General features: G+C 64.9%; 18 protein-coding genes, 1 tRNA gene and 1 other RNA gene. 4 read left to right on the plus strand and 16 right to left on the minus strand.

From position 1 onward, the window contains the following. Window positions 1–102 precede the first annotated feature (102 nt). The 7 genes from Q0071_RS11855 to Q0071_RS11885 all read right to left on the minus strand — a co-directional run bounded on the left by Q0071_RS11855 (window position 103) and on the right by Q0071_RS11885 (window position 5,274). Entirely contained in the window at window positions 103–618 is a 516-nt protein-coding gene (locus Q0071_RS11855; protein WP_298169321.1) for a hypothetical protein, read from the minus strand. Then, window positions 521–1,312 carry a helix-turn-helix domain-containing protein gene (locus Q0071_RS11860; protein ID WP_298169324.1) on the minus strand — a complete coding sequence of 264 codons (792 nt, stop codon included), beginning with the start codon at window positions 1,310–1,312 and terminating at the stop codon, window positions 521–523. Before Q0071_RS11860 ends, Q0071_RS11855 begins: the two co-directional genes overlap by 98 nt. A 219-nt stretch (window positions 1,313–1,531) precedes the next feature. Continuing rightward, the gene (locus Q0071_RS11865) at window positions 1,532–1,738 is read right to left on the minus strand and encodes a helix-turn-helix domain-containing protein (protein ID WP_298169327.1); all 207 of its coding nucleotides are present in this window, start codon (window positions 1,736–1,738) and stop codon (window positions 1,532–1,534) included. A gap of 100 nt (window positions 1,739–1,838) precedes the next feature. Continuing rightward, window positions 1,839–2,780 carry a hypothetical protein gene (locus tag Q0071_RS11870; protein ID WP_298169330.1) on the minus strand — a complete coding sequence of 314 codons (942 nt, stop codon included), beginning with the start codon at window positions 2,778–2,780 and terminating at the stop codon, window positions 1,839–1,841. 142 nt (window positions 2,781–2,922) lie between these two features. Beyond that, complete coding sequence (locus Q0071_RS11875; RefSeq protein ID WP_298169333.1) at window positions 2,923–3,477, minus strand: hypothetical protein; 555 nt, start codon at window positions 3,475–3,477, stop codon at window positions 2,923–2,925. A gap of 2 nt (window positions 3,478–3,479) precedes the next feature. Beyond that, window positions 3,480–3,794 carry a hypothetical protein gene (locus Q0071_RS11880; protein ID WP_298169336.1) on the minus strand — a complete coding sequence of 105 codons (315 nt, stop codon included), beginning with the start codon at window positions 3,792–3,794 and terminating at the stop codon, window positions 3,480–3,482. A 73-nt stretch (window positions 3,795–3,867) separates the two neighbouring features. Beyond that, on the minus strand, window positions 3,868–5,274 hold the full coding sequence (locus Q0071_RS11885; RefSeq protein ID WP_298169339.1) for a site-specific integrase: 1,407 nt from the start codon (window positions 5,272–5,274) through the stop codon (window positions 3,868–3,870). A 702-nt stretch (window positions 5,275–5,976) separates the two neighbouring features. Here Q0071_RS11885 and Q0071_RS11890 point away from each other — a divergent pair. After that, on the plus strand, window positions 5,977–6,462 hold the full coding sequence (locus Q0071_RS11890; RefSeq protein ID WP_298169342.1) for a pyridoxamine 5'-phosphate oxidase family protein: 486 nt from the start codon (window positions 5,977–5,979) through the stop codon (window positions 6,460–6,462). A gap of 106 nt (window positions 6,463–6,568) precedes the next feature. On the opposite strand, the gene Q0071_RS11895 is transcribed toward Q0071_RS11890, so the two are convergent. Continuing rightward, entirely contained in the window at window positions 6,569–7,111 is a 543-nt protein-coding gene (locus Q0071_RS11895) for a hemerythrin domain-containing protein (RefSeq protein ID WP_298169345.1), read from the minus strand. 240 nt (window positions 7,112–7,351) lie between these two features. Next, window positions 7,352–7,437 (minus strand) — tRNA-Tyr (locus Q0071_RS11900). A 199-nt stretch (window positions 7,438–7,636) separates the two neighbouring features. Between Q0071_RS11900 and rlmB the strand changes: the two genes are divergently transcribed. Together rlmB and Q0071_RS11910 are read left to right on the plus strand one after the other, a co-directional pair. Next, window positions 7,637–8,461, plus strand: a complete 825-nt coding sequence (rlmB, locus tag Q0071_RS11905) for a 23S rRNA (guanosine(2251)-2'-O)-methyltransferase RlmB (protein ID WP_298169349.1) — start codon at window positions 7,637–7,639, stop codon at window positions 8,459–8,461. A 40-nt stretch (window positions 8,462–8,501) separates the two neighbouring features. Further along, window positions 8,502–9,416: a hypothetical protein gene (locus Q0071_RS11910; protein ID WP_298169352.1), complete on the plus strand. Its 915-nt coding sequence runs from the start codon at window positions 8,502–8,504 to the stop codon at window positions 9,414–9,416. Between the two features lie 98 nt (window positions 9,417–9,514). Here the strand turns inward: Q0071_RS11910 and Q0071_RS11915 are convergent, their stop codons facing one another. The 5 genes from Q0071_RS11915 to Q0071_RS11935 form a co-directional block, all read right to left on the minus strand. After that, window positions 9,515–9,787, minus strand: a complete 273-nt coding sequence (locus tag Q0071_RS11915; protein ID WP_054121870.1) for an HU family DNA-binding protein — start codon at window positions 9,785–9,787, stop codon at window positions 9,515–9,517. Window positions 9,788–10,045: 258 nt separating this feature from the next. Then, window positions 10,046–12,451, minus strand: a complete 2,406-nt coding sequence (lon, locus tag Q0071_RS11920) for an endopeptidase La (protein ID WP_298169355.1) — start codon at window positions 12,449–12,451, stop codon at window positions 10,046–10,048. A gap of 195 nt (window positions 12,452–12,646) precedes the next feature. Continuing rightward, complete coding sequence (locus tag Q0071_RS11925) at window positions 12,647–13,678, minus strand: VacJ family lipoprotein (RefSeq protein ID WP_298169357.1); 1,032 nt, start codon at window positions 13,676–13,678, stop codon at window positions 12,647–12,649. Between the two features lie 164 nt (window positions 13,679–13,842). Further along, a complete protein-coding gene (locus Q0071_RS11930) occupies window positions 13,843–14,178 on the minus strand; it encodes a YbaB/EbfC family nucleoid-associated protein (protein ID WP_292948216.1) in 336 nt (111 codons plus the stop codon). After that, window positions 14,175–16,025, minus strand: a complete 1,851-nt coding sequence (locus Q0071_RS11935) for a DNA polymerase III subunit gamma/tau (protein WP_298169364.1) — start codon at window positions 16,023–16,025, stop codon at window positions 14,175–14,177. Before Q0071_RS11935 ends, Q0071_RS11930 begins: the two co-directional genes overlap by 4 nt. Window positions 16,026–16,121: 96 nt before the next feature. Between Q0071_RS11935 and Q0071_RS11940 the strand changes: the two genes are divergently transcribed. Continuing rightward, window positions 16,122–16,613 carry a DUF4188 domain-containing protein gene (locus Q0071_RS11940; protein ID WP_298169367.1) on the plus strand — a complete coding sequence of 164 codons (492 nt, stop codon included), beginning with the start codon at window positions 16,122–16,124 and terminating at the stop codon, window positions 16,611–16,613. A gap of 119 nt (window positions 16,614–16,732) precedes the next feature. Here the strand turns inward: Q0071_RS11940 and ffs are convergent. Both ffs and Q0071_RS11950 read right to left on the minus strand, forming a co-directional pair. Beyond that, window positions 16,733–16,827: signal recognition particle sRNA small type (gene ffs, locus Q0071_RS11945), an RNA gene on the minus strand. 55 nt (window positions 16,828–16,882) lie between these two features. Beyond that, complete coding sequence (locus tag Q0071_RS11950) at window positions 16,883–17,161, minus strand: ETC complex I subunit (RefSeq protein WP_298169370.1); 279 nt, start codon at window positions 17,159–17,161, stop codon at window positions 16,883–16,885. Window positions 17,162–17,219: the final 58 nt, after the last annotated feature.

Genomic DNA, 17,219 nt, shown 5'->3' on the forward strand with positions numbered 1-17,219 from the left:
CCCGCCCGAAAAAAAATCTCTGAATTAGGGTCAAAGCGGTTGACGGCCGTTTTGTATCCCGTTGCGAAACACCCATGGGTTACGTGAGCCGTAAGTCCGGCATCATGCCGCGCCGCCCCTCCGCTGCAGCCGCTCCCGCCGCTCCTGCTCGGCCATGGCAGCCGCGGCCTCTTTGATCCTGTCACATTCCTCACGGGACAAGTGCAGCTTTGGCGGTAGAGGCTCTGCGCCCCAGCCTTCCGCAAGCTGCACTGGTGCGGCGAGGCGCCGCTGCCGATCGCGCGCGGCGATGATCTCGGCCGCTTGCTCGTGAATGGTCGGGACGATCTGCGCCGGATGTCGGCACACCTTGCCCGCCTCGCGGGCTGCGATCTCGAGCACGTCGACAGGAAGGTCCGCGACAAACTCGAAAGCCGCCTCGAGCCATGCCTTGCACGCTGCGTCGCCATAGGACGCTGGCCGGGCGACAGTGAGCGCAAGCGACAGGGCTCGATAGATGCGCGCGATCGTGGTCGCACGTTCACGGCGATACTCGCTCGCGTCGAAGTCGCTCGATTGTGAGGTCAGGTCCGAATTCGATGGGCGCAGTACTACTGGATTGCATGGATCCTCTGACATGGTCATTGGCCTCCCTAGGTTCATAGATGCCTGCCCAGCCGCGCGCCGTGGCGTGTGCCAGCAGCCGCTCCGGTGGCCATTGGGGTGATGCCAGCCGCTCGATATCGCGGAGGAATGCAGCGTAGGCGGTGGCGGTGTTGGGGCAGCGCTTGGCCTTCCGGTTGGCAAGGAAGTCGGCCCACACCTGCGCATCGGCCCATGCGGGTCGGGGGAAGTGATCACCACGCTCTGCCCGCCGCATGATCGGAACGACTATTCCTTTCCGGCTCTCTTCCGGTTCTATTACGGTTAGGGTGACAGGGTGACACGGGTCGGTGACATGGTGGCACTGGTCTTGGACACCATGGCACGGGTCCGCGCCGTCACTGGTGACACCATGGCACGGGTCGGTGCCGTGTCCGGTGACACCATGTCCCCGGTCTAGCTGGCCGTCCGGTGGCAAGCGCAGCACGTATCGGGAGCCGCGCCCTTGCCTGCGGTTGATCTGCACGAGGCCAGCGCCCTCCAGCGCCTCCAGCGCGCGGATCACGGTTCGGCGGTTCAATCCGGTGCGGCGCGCAAGTGTTGGCAGCGATGGCCAAGCCATGTCGTCGCGGCGATCGTCGCGCACCCGGTCGGCCAGTTCGAGAAGCACCAGCTTCTGCGCAGAAGCGATATCGAGCTCCCACACGATCGATGTGAGGGCGTGACTCATGGCGCGCCGCTCCCCGGCCTCTGACTGGTGCCGCTATCCATGCGGGCCCCCGCCGAAGGCCAGCGCCGCGACGATCGCCGCCGTCTCGATAGGCAGGCCATAGCGGGCCGCCACGTGTTGCGCCCGGATCAGTGCGAGAGTAGGAGGTGCGCAGGAAGGGCCGACCAAGCTATCCGCGCCCCTGCCGCTCCGCGCGGCGGGGGTTTTTCGTTCCATGGGTCAGGCGGCTTCGCTCGTGCTCTTGACCAGCCGGGTTGCCACCCAGGCATCAAGGTCTGCGCGGCGGTAGCGCACCGGGCCGCGCGGGCCGGGGCTCATCTTGGCGAATTGCGGTCCATTCCCATGCAGCCGCATCCGCTCCAGCGTCGGGGTCGAAAGCCCCAGATACTCCGCCGCTCCGGCGGTATCGAGAATTTCGGGGGTCATTTGTGGTGGCTCCTGATTTGTCGGAGCCATCACTAGTATGCATGTTTCGCCGCGCGTCGCGGGGGGAAAATAGGAGAAAGGGGGGAGATATTCCCTGCCCCTATTTGTCCTCCCACACTTCGGCGATGATCTTTTCCATTCCGCGCGGGTCGCAGCCCATATCGTTGGCGAGGGCCAGCGCAGCCTTTGACTTCGATATCGTGGGATTGCTCTCCCGCGCGGCACGAGCTCGCCGCCGGGCTGCCTCGCGGTCGATCGTGCGCGGCCGGCCACGTTTCTGCCCGGCTGGTGGCCAGTGTCGGCGCACCGCTTCCCCGTCGAATCGAAGGTCAAGGCCCGTGGCTAGGTCGAACACGGCAGCGCGCGGATTGAAGCGCGCGCCGGCGAAAAGGTCTGCATCGGCCCGCTGCCACCTGCCATCGATGTGCACGCTGGCCAGCACCTTGCCCCGCCGCAGCCCGGCGCGAAGCTCCGCGAACGCCTCCCGCGCTTTCTCGGTGCCGCCATGGGGCAGGGCCTGCCAAGTGCCCGCGCGCCGCGCCAGTGTCCACAGCAGGCGCCGAAACGGTGCAGGCCAGCCGGTGGCGGCCGGAACGGCGTTGTCAGGCCGCAGCGCCTCGCAAAGCTCCGCCTCGTGCGTTGCCACCCAAGAGAGCACCTGCAGCGCGGTCCAGTCTTCCCGTGCGGTGTCATCGTCGCTGGCGTAGCGGCTGGCCAAGAGGGCATCGATGCCCGCCGCGAAGGGCTCCGCCTCGATCGTGACATGATCGTCCAGCCACGCGCGCCAAGCCTGCGGAGGATAATCGCGCGCCTCGTCCAGATACCGCGCCCACCAGCCGGGCGATATGAACGGCGTATCCGGCCCGATTGTCTGCCCCATGGCATCAAGCACTACGTCCCCGGTCTTGGGCGCAGCATGTGCCCCTGATGCCCACACCTTTGCATCGCGCAGCGCTCGCAGCACGAGCAAGCGAGCGCCGTCAGGCGGGATCAGCCAATCGGCAATGGCGCTGGCACGTCCGAAGGTTATCACGTCCGCCATGGTGGCCTAGTCCTTTTCCACGATACCGTGCGGCGGTGAAGGTGACGTGGCGATGCGGCGAAGGTATACCGCCCTCGCCCGCCGTGTCTCCGTGCGGCGACGCGGCCCGGTCTTCGAGCAGGTTGACCGGGCCGCTGGCACCTCACCCAGCTTCCACCAGCCGCGCGCCGTCGGCGATCAGGGAGTCGACCCAGGGCCGCTCTGGCAGCGCGTCGTCGCCAAACATGGCCAGCACCTTGCGAGTGAAGCCGTCCGTACTGGTAGGCTTCCATTCCGCCATGGCGCGCCATGCTGCGACATACTCCGCCTCGCCGATCAGCCCGGCGTTGAAGGCCTCGCGCGCAGCGAGGTAGTGCGCCGCCGGATCGATCGCTCCTTCACGTTCCCTCGGCCGTCGCACTGATGCCGCGCGCAGCGTTCCGGCCGCCCGCTGCACGAGCTCGGAGAGCTCGCAAATTTGCTCGTCCAGCATAGTCGATAATTCGAGCGCGTCTTTCACCGTCGCGCTGTCTGCAAGCGTCGGGCTCTCTGCCGCTTCCATAAGGGCATCGCCGATCTTGCGGCTCCCAAGGTCCAAGCGCCGCGCCAGCGTTTCCATGCGGGAAAGGCAGTCCATTGTGCTGGCGGAGCGCCGCGACTGTTCAGCCGCTGCGGCCCCGCGGCCCTTGATGGTGGTCGGTAGGTCCATGTTACCCATGATCAAGCTCCTTTCTGGGCGCGATGGTACTGGGCGAGCGCGATCAGCGTTGCCGTCCCCTCCAGAGCGTCAGCGACGATGGAGGGATTGAGGCAATTGATCGTGTCAACCTCCGGCAAGTGATCAGCATCGCTGGCAGTCCGGAAAGCAGATTCGAGCACAATGATCATCGCCCGCGCCTGCTTAAGCGCGTCATCAAGGCCATCGCCATGAGTGAGAAACGGGATCGTTCCATTCATGCGCAGCGCAAGCAAATCTGCAGCGCTAGGCGTGCAATTGCTGGCTGAGGCTTCCGTATGTAGGGTGGTAGCAGCCATACTCGTCTCCTCTGTAGACGGTTGTGGTAGGGTCGGCTGGTGTTCGCCCACCAGTCGGCCCGCATTGCCGGGGTCATCCCGTCAATTTCGTTGTAGCGGTACCGATCGGCACCACGTTGCCCGTATCGTCGGCCGGGGCGAGCACTGCGGCGATATGCCGCCCCCATGCCTCCAGCGCTGCGCGCTTCTCGTCGGCCCAGTCGTGCCGCTGGTAGATACCTGCCACGCCGCCGCGCGCCCCCGACACGTGGTTCAGCACGGCCTCGGTCACTTCGAACCGCACGCCCAGCCGCTGCAGCCCGGTGGCAAGGGTCCGCCGCAAGTCATGGACGCGCCAAGGCGCCAGCGCACGGCCATCGCGCGCCGCCGTCACGGCCGCGTCGAGCAGCGCCTTCGCTTGGCTGAAACCGCCGATCGCAACGCCGCGCCGGATTGTCAGCACGGGCCCGGCTTCCGGCCATTCTTCCGGGTCCGGCTCTTCGGCCCGAGCCTTCACCTGATGGGCCAGGGCGAGGCGGTCGAGTTCCTCGATCACGAGCGGAGCGAGCGGTACGAGGTGCGCTTTCCCGTTCTTCGCTCGGCTGGCCGGGATCGTCCAAAGCGAGGCCGCGCGGTCGAGCTCGCCCCAGCCCATGCCCGCCACTTCCTCCCGGCGCTGGCCAGTCAGGATCAGCAGGCGGTAGAACGCCCCCAGCGGTGCGCGGATCTTCTCCGCTCCCTTCCACACGTCCACGAGCTCGGCATCTGTCAGCACCCGGTCACGTGGCGCGGAGCCGGGGGGATTCGAGAGCCCTTGAACCGGGTTTTCGGCAATGTCGCCGCGCTCCAGCGCCCAGCCGAAGAAAATGGACAGGTACGCCCGCACTTGCTGGCGGAGCGCCTTCTGGCGCGCCGGGATGGCATCAAGTACGCCCTGCAGGTCGCGCCGCGTGATCGCCGGCAGGGCCTTGCCCTCCAGCTTTGCGCGCATGTACTTCACGGCATTGCGCGCCTGCGCGACACTCGAAGGCCGGTGAGTGAGTTCGTAGGCCTCCAGCCATACCTCCGCCCGCTTCTCTAAGCGCAGTTCGCCCTCTAGCCGCGCGCGTTCCTCGGCTTGCTGCTTGGCCTCCGCCTTTGCTGCCAGCGCCGCGCCCTTGGCTTCGAGCGGGTCGATACCCTGCGCGACAAGCGCCGCCAGTTCACGCGCCCGGATGCGGGCTTGTTCCGGGGTAAAGGCACCATGGCGCCCGATCGTCACCTTTTTGGGGGCGATGTGCCGTGCGGCGGCACCGGGCACCGGCACGCGATAACGGTAGATGTAGACCTTGGCCCCAGCCGTCGAGACCTTGAGCCCGAAGCCCTTGACGGTGCCCTGCCCGCCGTCGTCCCAAATGACATAATCCGCCGCACCGGCCTTCGCCGCGTCAACGGTCCGCTTCGTGATCGGCGCGCGCTTCGGCGCCGCCCGGTCGGTGTTGCTGGTCTTCGCCTTCGCCATGCGTGATGCCTCAACCGTCTCTAGGCATCACATAGGCATCACGATAATTCAGGTCAAGGATGGTTTCAGATTGCTAGCGATGGAAAAACCCTAGATTTTCGTGGCTCCTTGGTGCATCGATCACGGCGCGCTGCCGTAATTCTCATAATTCGTAATGATGGGGTCAGGTGTTCGAATCACCTAAGCGGCACCATTTCCACCTCCGCCAATGTCCGCTTGAGGCTGAAAAAAGCCCCGGAAATCTGCGATAAAGTCGACTGGCTCCGCCAGTAGCTTTCATATGAATCCGTCTGCATCCAGACGCATTTGGGGGCCTTTTGCGGGGGCCTATTGAGAAGCCGATTTCAGGAGGCCCCGAACGCCCCTTTCCAAGACTTCGATCCATTCGCTGAAGCCCCGCGATCAGTCCTGCAGAGTGGCAGATGAGAACGGGCCCTATCTGCTTGTCACCCATTCGCGCGGGCGACTCTGGAAGTTCAAATTTCGCATATCGACGGGCCCGAGAAGAAACAGTCGCTCGGCAGCGAGCCAGCGCCGTTGGTTTCGCGTGATGACCTTAGCCATGTGAATCGGAAAATGGAGATGTGCATGGCATGCCGCGCTTGCTCAGCCGATCAGGCCTGCATTGGTTCCGGAATGATTGTGGTGGAACCGCCGGGTGACTTGGCACGTTTGGCCAGAGAACAACACTGGAGCACCCCAATGGCGACACCCGATGACCTCAAAGCCAAATTCTGGAGCGCACTCGCGAGCGATCGCACGATGATGGTCGGACTTGATGGCGCCGAAGGAGGCCATGCTCGCCCGATGACTGCGCAGTTCGAAGGCGATCGCAGCCCGATATGGTTCTTCGGGGCAAAGGACAGTGATCTGGTGCAGCTTCTCGACAGCAGCCGCAAAGCTGTGGTCGCAACGTTTACCGCCAAAGGCCACGATCTCTTCGCAGCCGTTCGCGGCACCTTGTTTCTCGACAGCGACCCTGCGGTGATCGACCGGCTGTGGAATGCACACGTTGCCGCCTGGTACGAAGGCAAGGACGACCCCAAGCTTGCATTGCTGCGGCTGGATGCTGACGAGGCCGAGATCTGGCTGGACGGGTCGAGCCTGATCGCGAGCATCAAGGTCTTGCTCGGGCATGATCCGAAGCAGGACTATGCCGACAATGTCGCCACTGTCGCGCTCGATTGAAGTACGGGGGCCAGCACGATCGGTACGACTTGCTGGGCACCCCAATTCCGCATCGGCGGCCCGCACAGCGCTGCAATGCCGGCCGCCGATGTAAGCACGAAAGCTGTCAGTTGATCGCGCCGCTCATATAACGATCATACTGCTGATGATATTGCTCGCTGATCTTGTCCTGCTCGTCGTCAGGGGCGCTCTGCGCGAGATCGATGAACCACGTGCCTTCCTCGGAATAGACGTGGTGCGCCACAGCCCCTTCGATGTGCTCGAGCTTGTCCCGGTAGTCCTCGCTCATCGGATCGAGCCGTTGGAGGAGGCCCAACTCCATCTTGGCAGCGGATTGTTCCTGATAGGCAAGTTCGGCATGTCCGACTTGCGCATGGGCCGCCATGGCAGGATAAACTGCGGCTTCCTCCGCGATCGAATGGGCGGTTAGCAGCTCAGCCAGCTTTTCCTGCCCAGCTCGCCGAGCATCGGCTGACGTTGCTGCCTTGAGCGCGGCGAACTGGGCTTCGATCTCGCGGTGATGATCGAGGATCTGGAAAAGCCAGTCCCCCGGTTCGGCCATGTTTTCGGCTTTGGCGCGGGCGGCGAGCCGATCTTCCTCGCTCTCGGGCGGTGTGATCGCTGCTATTGCCTTATCAAGAATAGACATGAACATTCTCCTTGTGCGCGGCGCAAGGGGAAGCGCCACTTCAGCAACGCAGACATGTTGTCGGGGTTCCCGCCGATTGTGGCGATGCGCGAAAGTCTGACTGTCGGAAGCTTCGCACTGCCCAGTCCGATGGCCTGCTGCTTGCAGATCTGTGCGGTGCCATGTGGAATGCGGAGCCGAGAAGAATGCCCGGAATGCCAGAATGCCGGGAGGGTCCGCGTCTCGACATGAAACGGCTGGTGGTGGACAGGGCTAGATTCGAACTAGCGTACGCTTGCGCGGGCAGATTTACAGTCTGCTGCCTTTAACCACTCGGCCACCTGTCCACACCAGTGTTGCCGGTCCGGAAGCGAGCTTCCGATTGTGCGCTGCCCCTTCGTGAAAAAGGGCGGCTCCGGCCGAGTGAGGCGCCCCTTTGGCGAAGCGCCGCGCGCCTGTCAATGGCCCAACTGTCAATAGCCTTGCCTGTCAATCGGGCGGCTGGCATGGGCCGTGCGATTACTTGCAAGCATGGAAAGCCGAGCAATGGCCAAGCGCGATGAAAACACGAACCGCAGCAAGCCGATGCGTGGGCGCGCCGGGCGGATGCAGGGTGGGCGCGGCTCCGGCCGGGCCTCGACAGGCGCGGTGCGGTTGTGGGGCCGCCATGCGGTCGAGGCGGCGCTGACGAACCCGCTGCGAAGCGCCAAGAAGCTGTGGGGCACGCGTGAGGCGATCCAGTCGCTGCTCGACGACAACGATGCCGAACTACCCCCCTCGCTCCCGGTCGAATACGCGCAGGCCGCCGATCTTGCCCGCCTTGTCGCGCGCGATGCGCCGCACCAGGGCCTGGTGCTCGATTGCCTCGCGCTCGACGATGTCGCGCTGGTCGATGTGCTCGACGAGGCGGAGGGCCGCACACTCGTCCTGCTCGATTCGGTCACCGATCCGCACAACGTCGGCGCGATCCTCAGGAGCTGCGCGGCCTTCGGTGCTGCCGCGCTGATCACGCAGGATCGTCATGCGCCGCCCGAATCCGGCACGATCGCCAAGTCCGCCTCTGGCGCGCTGGAAATCGTGCCTTGGGTGCGCGTCGTCAATCTCGCCCGCGCGCTCGAGCAGATTGCCGAAGCGGGCTACTGGCGCATCGGGCTTGATGGCGATGGCAGCGCGGTGTTTCCCTCTGCAGTCCCTGCCGGCCCGGTCGCGCTGGTCCTCGGCGCGGAAGGCGAAGGGCTGCGCCAGAATGTCGCGCAGCATTGCGATGCCATCGCGCGGTTGCCGATTGTTAGCGCGATAGAAAGCCTGAATGTATCGAATGCGGCAGCGATTGCGCTCTATGCTGTCGCGACTCGGGGCGAGACCGACTGACCCAGCCGGCCCTCACCCCTCGGGCAAAGGGGGATGAGCCATGAAATCCAATCGCAGGATCGCCGCTGTGTTCGGCGCCGCCACCGCACTTCTGCTCCTTGCCGGGTGCATGGTCCTGCCCGGCAAGTTCGCCAGCGATCTTTTGCTGCGCCGCGACGGGACCTTCACGTTCCACTACAAGGGCGAGATCATTCTGGCGGCGCTGGCGCAGGGCAGCAAAAGTGCCAGAGCGGAAGCAATTCCAGCCGAACCCTTCGAGCAGCAGCCCTGCACCGATCCGAGAACCGACGAGACGCATGACTGCACTGCGGCCGAGATCGAGCAGCAACGCGCGAAGTGGAACGACGAGCAAAAGGAACGCAAGGCGGCCAAGGCGAATGAGGACGCGCAGAACCGCAAGATGATGCAGGCGTTCATGGGCGGCATCGATCCTGATGACCCCAAGGCCGCCGCAGCCTTTGCACAGCGCCTCGCGCGGCAGGAGGGCTATGCTTCGGTGGTCAGCAAGGGCGGCGGCAAGTTCGAGGTAGACTATACCGCGAGCGGGCGGCTCGACCACGATTTCACCTTCCCCACGATCGAGCGTCTGCCGATGGTTATGCCATTCGTCTCGCTCATCCGCCGCGCCGATGGCAGCGTGCGGGTCGATGCGCCGGCCTTCAGCACTGCGGCGGCCAATCCGGTAATGCCGGGGCTTGGCGCAATGGCAGGGGCAATGGGGGCCGGGGAAACGGGCGAAATGAAGGTGGGCGCAAAGCCCGGAGCGAAGGCGGGTGCCGCAGGCCCTCCGATCGCCGATGGCACGTTCACCGTGCGCACCGATGGCCAGATTCTCGCCAACAACACCGATGAGGGGCCGCAGGCCGAAAGCGCGGGCGGCCTCTCGCGGCTCGACTGGAAGGTCGATGCGCGCACCGCAACCGCGCCCACCGCGCTGATCAAGCTCGCGAAGTAGACGCAAAACCAAAAACGCCGCTCCGGCATCCCGGCGCGGCGTTTTTGGTGGGTTGTGCGCGCGGCCTGCGGGGCCCTGCGCAAATGCCGATGTCTGGCTTAGTTGACGGCGTCCTTCAGGCCCTTGCCGGCCTTGAACTTCGGCTGGGCCGAAGCCTTGATCGACATTGGTTCGCCCGTGCGCGGATTGCGGCCCGTGGAGGCCTTGCGCTTGGCGACCGAGAACGTGCCGAAACCGACGAGACGTACTTCATCACCCTTGGCCAGCGCAGAGGTCACGCTGTCGAAAACGGCTTCAACCGCCTTCGTTGCGTCACCCTTCGAAAGACCGCTCGCATCGGCCACAGCGCTGATCAGATCGTTCTTGTTCATTGCGAAACCCCCATTGGTTTTTATGCAAACACCGAATGCCTGAATCGAAATTCTGGTTGCGAGAAGAGAGCCGAGAAAGAATCGGCTGTCAAAGCCAAAAGCGCCCGGAATCGCCGAAAAAGCGCCGGAATCTGGCCCATTCAGGATGAGTGAGGCCGCCCCCTCTGATTGGAAGATAGGGGCGGCTTCCTCAAAGGTTAATGCTGCAACGCGAGGGTGCAGCATGAAAATTCATGCTGCACCGCAATAATCGCGTGATCAGTGCGCGGTTGGTACCGCCGCCCCACCGGTAAGGGCAGGTGCCGGCCCCGCCGCCACTTCGTCGGCTTCGGTCCATTCGATCGCCTCGGTCGGCTCCACCAGCGCACGCGCCAGCACCTCGTCGACATGGCTCACGGGGATGATCTCCAGCCCTTCGCGGATATTGGCCGGGATCTCGACGAGGTCCTTGCGGTTCTCTTCGGGGATCAGCACCGTGGTGATGCCGCCGCGCATGGCGGCCAGCAGCTTTTCCTTGAGTCCGCCGATTGCCAATACCCGGCCGCGCAGGGTGACCTCGCCGGTCATCGCCACATCGGCGCGGACCGGGATGCCGGTGAGGGTGGAAACCATCGCCGTCACCATGCCAACGCCCGCACTCGGCCCATCCTTGGGCACCGCGCCCTCGGGCAAGTGGATGTGCAGGTCCTTGCGATTGAAGATCGAAGGCTTGATCCCATACTGCGGCCCACGCGCCTTGACGAAGCTAAACGCCATCTGGACGCTCTCGCTCATCACTTCGCCGAGCTTGCCGGTGGTCTTGACCGCACCCTTGCCGGGCACCGTCACGCTTTCGATCGTCAGCAGTTCGCCGCCCACTTCGGTCCAGGCCAGACCCGTCACCGCGCCGACCTGGTTCTCATCGTCCGACATGCCGTGGCGGAACTTGCGCACCCCGGCGAAGTCGGCAAGGTTTTCAGGCGTGACGGTGACCGCCGTGTCCTTCTTCTCAAGGATCCGCCGCAGCGCCTTCCGCGCCAGCCGCGCGATCTCACGCTCCAGCGTGCGCACGCCCGCCTCGCGGGTGTAGTAGCGGATAAGGTCGCGCAGCGCTGCCGGCTCCAACGTGAACTCGCCCTTCTTGAGCCCATGCGCCTCGATCTGCTTGGCGATCAGGTGCCGCTCCGCGATCTCGACCTTCTCGTCCTCGGTATAGCCCTCAAGCCGGATGATCTCCATCCGGTCGAGCAGCGCCTGCGGCAGGTTGAGGCTGTTTGCAGTGCACACAAACATCACGTCCGAGAGGTCGATATCGAGCTCAAGGTAATGATCCTGGAACTTTGCGTTCTGCTCCGGGTCGAGCACCTCGAGCAGCGCCGAGGCGGGATCGCCGCGGAAATCCTGGCCCAGCTTGTCGATTTCGTCGAGCAGGAACAGTGGGTTCGACGTGCCGGTCTTCTTGAGATTGGTCACGATCTTGCCCGGCAGCGAGCCGATGTAGGTGCGCCGGTGGCCGCGAATCTCCGCCTCGTCGCGCACGCCGCCCAGCGACTGGCGCACGAACTGGCGCCCGGTCGCCTTGGCGATGGACTTGCCCAGCGAGGTCTTGCCCACGCCCGGCGGGCCGACGAGGCACAGGATCGGCCCCTTCAGCTTGTTGGTGCGCGCCTGCACCGCAAGATACTCGATGATGCGGTCCTTGACCTTGTCGAGCGCATAGTGATCGGCGTCGAGCACCGCCTGCGCAGCCGCGATGTCCTTCTTGAGCTTCGACTTCTTGCCCCAGGGCAGGCCCAGCAGCACGTCAAGATAGTTGCGGATGACGGTCGCCTCGGCGCTCATCGGCTGCATGGTCTTGAGCTTCTTGAGCTCCGCCGTGGCCTTGGCCCGCGCTTCCTTCGCGAGCTTCATCGTCTCGATCTTCTCGGCCAGCTCGGCAATCTCGTTGCCTTCGCCGTCATCGCCGCCGCCCAGCTCCGACTGGATCGCCTTGAGCTGTTCGTTGAGGTAATACTCGCGCTGCGTCTTTTCCATCTGGCGCTTCACGCGGCCACGGATCTTGCGCTCCACCTGCAGCACGCCCAGTTCGCCCTCCATGAAGGAGAGCACCATCTCGAGCCGCTTCAAGGGATCGCCCTCGGCCAGCACGGCCTGCTTTTCCGCCACGCGCGCGGCAAGGTTCGCCGCGACCGCATCGGCCAGCTTCCCGGCGTCCTCGATATCGCCGAGCTGCGAACCGGCATCCTGCGGCAGCTTCTTGGAAAGCTTGGCATATTCGCCAAACTGCTCAACCACCGAGCGCATCGTGCCGGCAATTTCGGGGCCGGAGACTTCGGCAGGCTCAACCAGTTCGACTTCGGCCAGTACCAGTTCGCCTTCGTTGGCGGTCTGGACGGTCAGCGCTTTCAGTTCGGCGCGCTGCTGCCCTTCGACGAGCACGCGCACCGTGCCATCGGGCAGCTTAAGCAGCTGGAGCACCGTGGCGATCACGCCGGTGTCATACAAGTCATCGCGGTCCGGATCGTCGCAGCCCGGATCGAGCTGGGCGAGCAGGAAGATTTCCTTCGAGCCCGCCATGGCCACCTCGAGCGCGGAGACCGACTTCTCGCGGCCGACGAACAGCGGCACGACCATGCCGGGAAACACGACAATGTCGCGCAGGGGAAGCAAGGGATACTGTGTCATAGCTTCAATTCCATTCGCCCTGCCGCTGGGAGAGAGAACGGCAGGTTCTCTTGAAAGTGAATATGGGAGCCCGCCCCCCTGCCCGCAATGGCCCGTTGTGCCGGGGTTGTGGATGAGGGGGCATGAGGCCGCCTCGTCTCCATTCCCGAAACGCTGTGATCACGTCCGCACAAAGCAGATGTACCACCGGCTCCCTCAGGGAAGTGGCTGCACCACCGGCTGCGAGATGAACACGGGCGGCGGAGGCGGCGCCGGCGCGGCGGGCGGCGGAGACGGTGCTGGCTCGGCAGCTGGCGCCGCAGGTTGCGCTTCTGTCACGGCCGCGTCCGCCGCCGCGTCATCCTGCTCGATCACCCGCTGCTCTGCCGCCGATACCGGGGCAGCCGCCGCGCCCACTGGCCGCGCGAACGGGCCATAGCGGGTCTGGCCCTTCGCGAGCGGACCGCGCCCGTGCAAGGCTTCGATCTGATCAAAGCGCGATTGCAGGTAGACCCGTCGATAAGTCGAATAGGGATCGGCCGCCTTGCGCAGCCGCGTGAAATCCGCGTCCGCCTCGTTGCGATAATCGAGCGAGTCCACGATGTTGATCGGGATCGCATACCAGGCCTTGTTGAACGGCGCGCCCACCGCCAGCGGCAGCGCGAGCCTGTCCACGACAAGGCCGAACAGGTCGCGCACGGTCGTCGGCCCGACCAGCGGGAGGAAGAGATAGGGCCCCGGCCCCACGCCGTAATAGCCCAGCACATTGGCAAGGCCGTTCTGGCGATAGGGCAGGTTGAACGGCTTGCTGCGCGCCACGTCGATCGTGCCGCCAAGGCCTATCGTCGAATTGATGCCGAACCGCCCCACCGTCTCGAACGCCTTGCCGGGTTTGAATTCAAGCAGGTAAGCGACCGCCACGACCGGCTCGCGCAAATTGCGGATGAAATTGCGCAGCGCCATGCGCGCCGGGCGCGGCACGGCCTTCTGATAGCCCGACGCAACAGGCCCGACGAACGCATCGTCCACCGATTGCAGCACATCGTAGCTCTTCTCGTTGACCTTCGCGAGCGGGTCTTCCGATGGCGCCTTGATCGAACCGGACACGACGATCTCGCCCGGCAGCGGGGGAAGCTCGTCCGGCGTGGTGGTGGCTGGCCTGGTAGCCGGCGGCGCAGCGGGCTGGCTTGGCGCCGCAGCCACAGCAGCAGCGGCCGGTTGGACATCGGCAGGCGGGGCGTTCGCCATCACGGCGGCAGCAAGCAGAACAAATGCGCTCAGGGGAAAACGACCTTTATGGGGAACACCGGCCAGAACCGGCGGCCCGTTCCAATATTATGAACATTCGACATAGCGCCTGTGTCCCCCGGGCGCCAGACCACCGCGCGCAGGGCGCGCGGCAGAGCGCCCGCTCAGAACGGCAGCTTGAAGCCCGGCGGGATGCCCGCCGCCATCTGCACCTTCTGCATTTCTTCCGCGGCGGCGGCATCGGCCCGCTGGCGGCAATCATTGAAGGCGGCCGCGATCAGGTCTTCGAGAATGCCTTTCTCGGCCTTGTCCATCAGGCTGTCGTCGATCGCCACGCCGATCACGCGGCCCTTGGCCGAAGCCTTGATCCTCACGAGCCCGCCGCCGGCCACGCCCTCAACCTCGATCTGGTCGAGCTTGCCTTGCGCATCTTCCATCTGCTTCTGGATGGTCTGGGCGGCGGCCTGCGCGGCCTGGATCATCTCTTCCATCGACTTCATGCGCGTTTGCTCCAAGGTTTCCGTGTTTGCGCCGATATAGCGCTTTCATCGATCATTTCAGCCCCCGGAAATGCAGCGAATGCGGCGCGCACCAGAGGGTCTTCGCGCAAGGCCGCCTCTTCAAGCGCTGCTGCGGCGGCCCGCGCTTCCTCAAGGCTCGGCATCGCGCCGGCCAGATCAGCACTGCGCTCCACCCGCCAGGACCCGCCGGTTGCGCCTTCCAGCCCGCGCCGCATATCGGTCGTCGGATCGCCCGGAATCCCCGGTGCCAGCGCATAGACTAGGTGGCCCGGCGCGAGCGAAACCACCCGCACCGAAAGCCGCATGGCAGAGCCGATCAGCGGCGAGATCTGCTCGACCTGCTCGACCAGATGGGCCCATTGCCCTGAAATCCGGGCGGCAATCGCCTCTGCACTCAGCGGTGCAGCGGCAACCGGCGCGGACGAACCAGCCGCAGACGCCGCCGTCTGCATGGCCGGCGGATTGGCCACAAAGGCCTCCAGTTGCTTGATCAACCCGCCCGGATCGGGAAGGTCAGCCGCGTGCATCACACGCAGCAGCGCCATCTGCGCCGCCACCAGCGGATCGGGCGCGCCGCGCACTTCCTCATAACCCTTGAGCAGCAATTGCCACAGCCGGTGCAGCGCCCCCGCGCCGAGCCGCTTCGCCCAGCCTTCCAGCGCCTCGCGTTCTTCTGAAGAGCGCGCATCGGCCGCGCCCGAAATCTGCGTCACCGTCACTTTGTGGACGAGATCGAGCTGCGCGCGCATCATCGCGGTAGGCTCGATCCCCAGCGCAAACTGGCTCGCCACTTCCTCGAGCACGCCATCGCCCTTGCCGCCGATCATGGCGCTGAACAGACGGCGCTGCATGGTCTTGTCGGCCAGGCCCAGCATCTCGCGCACTTGCGCAGCCGTAACCTCACCGCCGCCCGCCATATCGGCATGGCTGATCGCCTGATCGAGGATCGAGAGCCCGTCGCGCACCGAACCTTCCGCCGCCGCCGCGATCATCGCCAGCGCCTCATCCTCGGCCGAAACGCTTTCCGCCTCGCACACCTTGCCGAAATGCGCCGCAAGCACCGGCGTCTGGATGCGGCGCAAGTCAAAACGCTGGCAGCGCGAAAGCACCGTCACCGGGAGCGCACCGACTTCGGTCGTCGCGAAAAGGAACTTCACATGCGCAGGCGGCTCCTCCAGCGTCTTGAGCAGCGCGTTGAAAGCGCTACGGCTGAGCATGTGGACTTCGTCGATGATGTAGATCTTGTAGCGCGCCGAAACCGCCGCATAGCGCACCGCCTCGATGATCTCGCGAACGCTTTCCACGCCAGTGTTGCTCGCCGCGTCCATCTCGATCACGTCGATATGCCGTCCCTCGGCAATCGCCACACATGGCTCGCAAATCCCGCAAGGATCGATCGTCGGCCCGCCCTGCCCGTCCGGCCCGATGCAATTGAGCGCCTTCGCGATGAGGCGCGCAGTCGATGTCTTGCCCACCCCGCGCACGCCGGTCATCAGAAAGGCATGCGCCAGCCGCCCGCGCCGGATCGCATTGCCCAACGTCTGGACCATCGCGTCCTGCCCGATCAGCTCGGCAAAGGTCTGCGGGCGATACTTGCGCGCCAGCACGCGGTAGGGCTGGCCGGAAGGCGCGGGTGCTGGCGGCGCAACCGGCGGCGCGGCGCGCTCCTCGCGCACCACAGGCGCGGCAGGTGCAGGCACCGGATCGCCGAACATCGAGGCCTGCCCCGCCGCCTCAAGCTCCGCCGCCGAGGGACCTTCGTCCTCGGGCTCATCGCGGATCGCGTCCTCTGGCGGCGCGCCAAACATGTCGGTGGAATCGACCATGGCCCCTGATTAGGCCCTCTTGCCGCGATTGTCGAAGCCCCCTGCCCCAACTCTCCGGGGATTGACAGACAGGTTGCAAATGGGAAGCCTGCCCGCATGAGCACCATCACGCCCGGCAGGATGACTGCCGCCCATCACGGCCCCCTCGTGGTCTTCGTGATCGGCATGCGGATCAATCACTTCCACAAGGTCGGCAAGTGGCTGCCAGTGATCCGTTCGATGGGCCCGATGCTGGAGGAGCTTTACCGCAATCCTGCCAGCGGCTTTCTCGGCACCGAAACGATGCTGCGCAGCCTGCGCACGATCGTCCTCCTGCAATACTGGCGTGATTTCGACAGCCTCGAAGCCTATGCCCGCGCGCGGGATCAGAAACACTGGCCGGCCTGGACCGCCTTCAACAAGGCGATCGGCAATGACGGCACCGTCGGCATCTTCCACGAAACCTACGTGGTGCCCGAACACGGCAGCGAGACGATCTACGCCAACATGGTGCCCTTCGGCCTTGGCCAGGTCAGCGGCACGGTGCCCGCCACAGGATCGCGAAACGCAGCGCGCTCACGGATGCGGGGGATTTCGGAGGGGGAATAAGCTAGATCCTATCCCCAACCCGCTCATGCTGAGCTTGTCGAAGCATCAAGCATAACTGTCGCACCAACACCCTTCGACAGGCTCAGGGTGAGCGAAGTTTTGGCGAGACTGCAGATTGGATTGAAGGAGCCGGGCGACCCGCCGCACATCGTTGTGGCTGCTTCCTTCCGGACCTGACCAAGTTGGCGACAGCAAACGTCCGCCCGACTCCCGCCGCGCATATGGCGGGGCTCGCCGGAAAATGCAATCCCGCGCAGGCAACCAAGAACCTAGCGGAAGTTGTCCGCGTAGCTCTGCAGCTTGAGCCGCTTCGGCGGCACCGGGCTGACATGCGCGGCAATGCCGTACTTGTCGGCATAGGCCTTGGCCTCGTCAGCAGAGCCGAACGTCAGCACCACTTGCACCTGCGTATCGCCGGAGCCGGCCCAGCCCATCAGCGGATCGGGCTTGCGCGCCTCGGCCGGCGCGAATTCGAGAACCCACTGGTCGGTGCGCGACCTGCCCGATTGCATGGCATTCTTCGGGCGCTGATAGATGCGAGCAGTCATGGCGTTCCCTTGGCCACGAATCGGCTTTGAAATCAAGTGCGCGATGGCCCTAAACACG

The sequence above is a fragment of the Novosphingobium sp. genome, from assembly GCF_027486195.1.
GTDB lineage: Bacteria > Pseudomonadota > Alphaproteobacteria > Sphingomonadales > Sphingomonadaceae > Novosphingobium.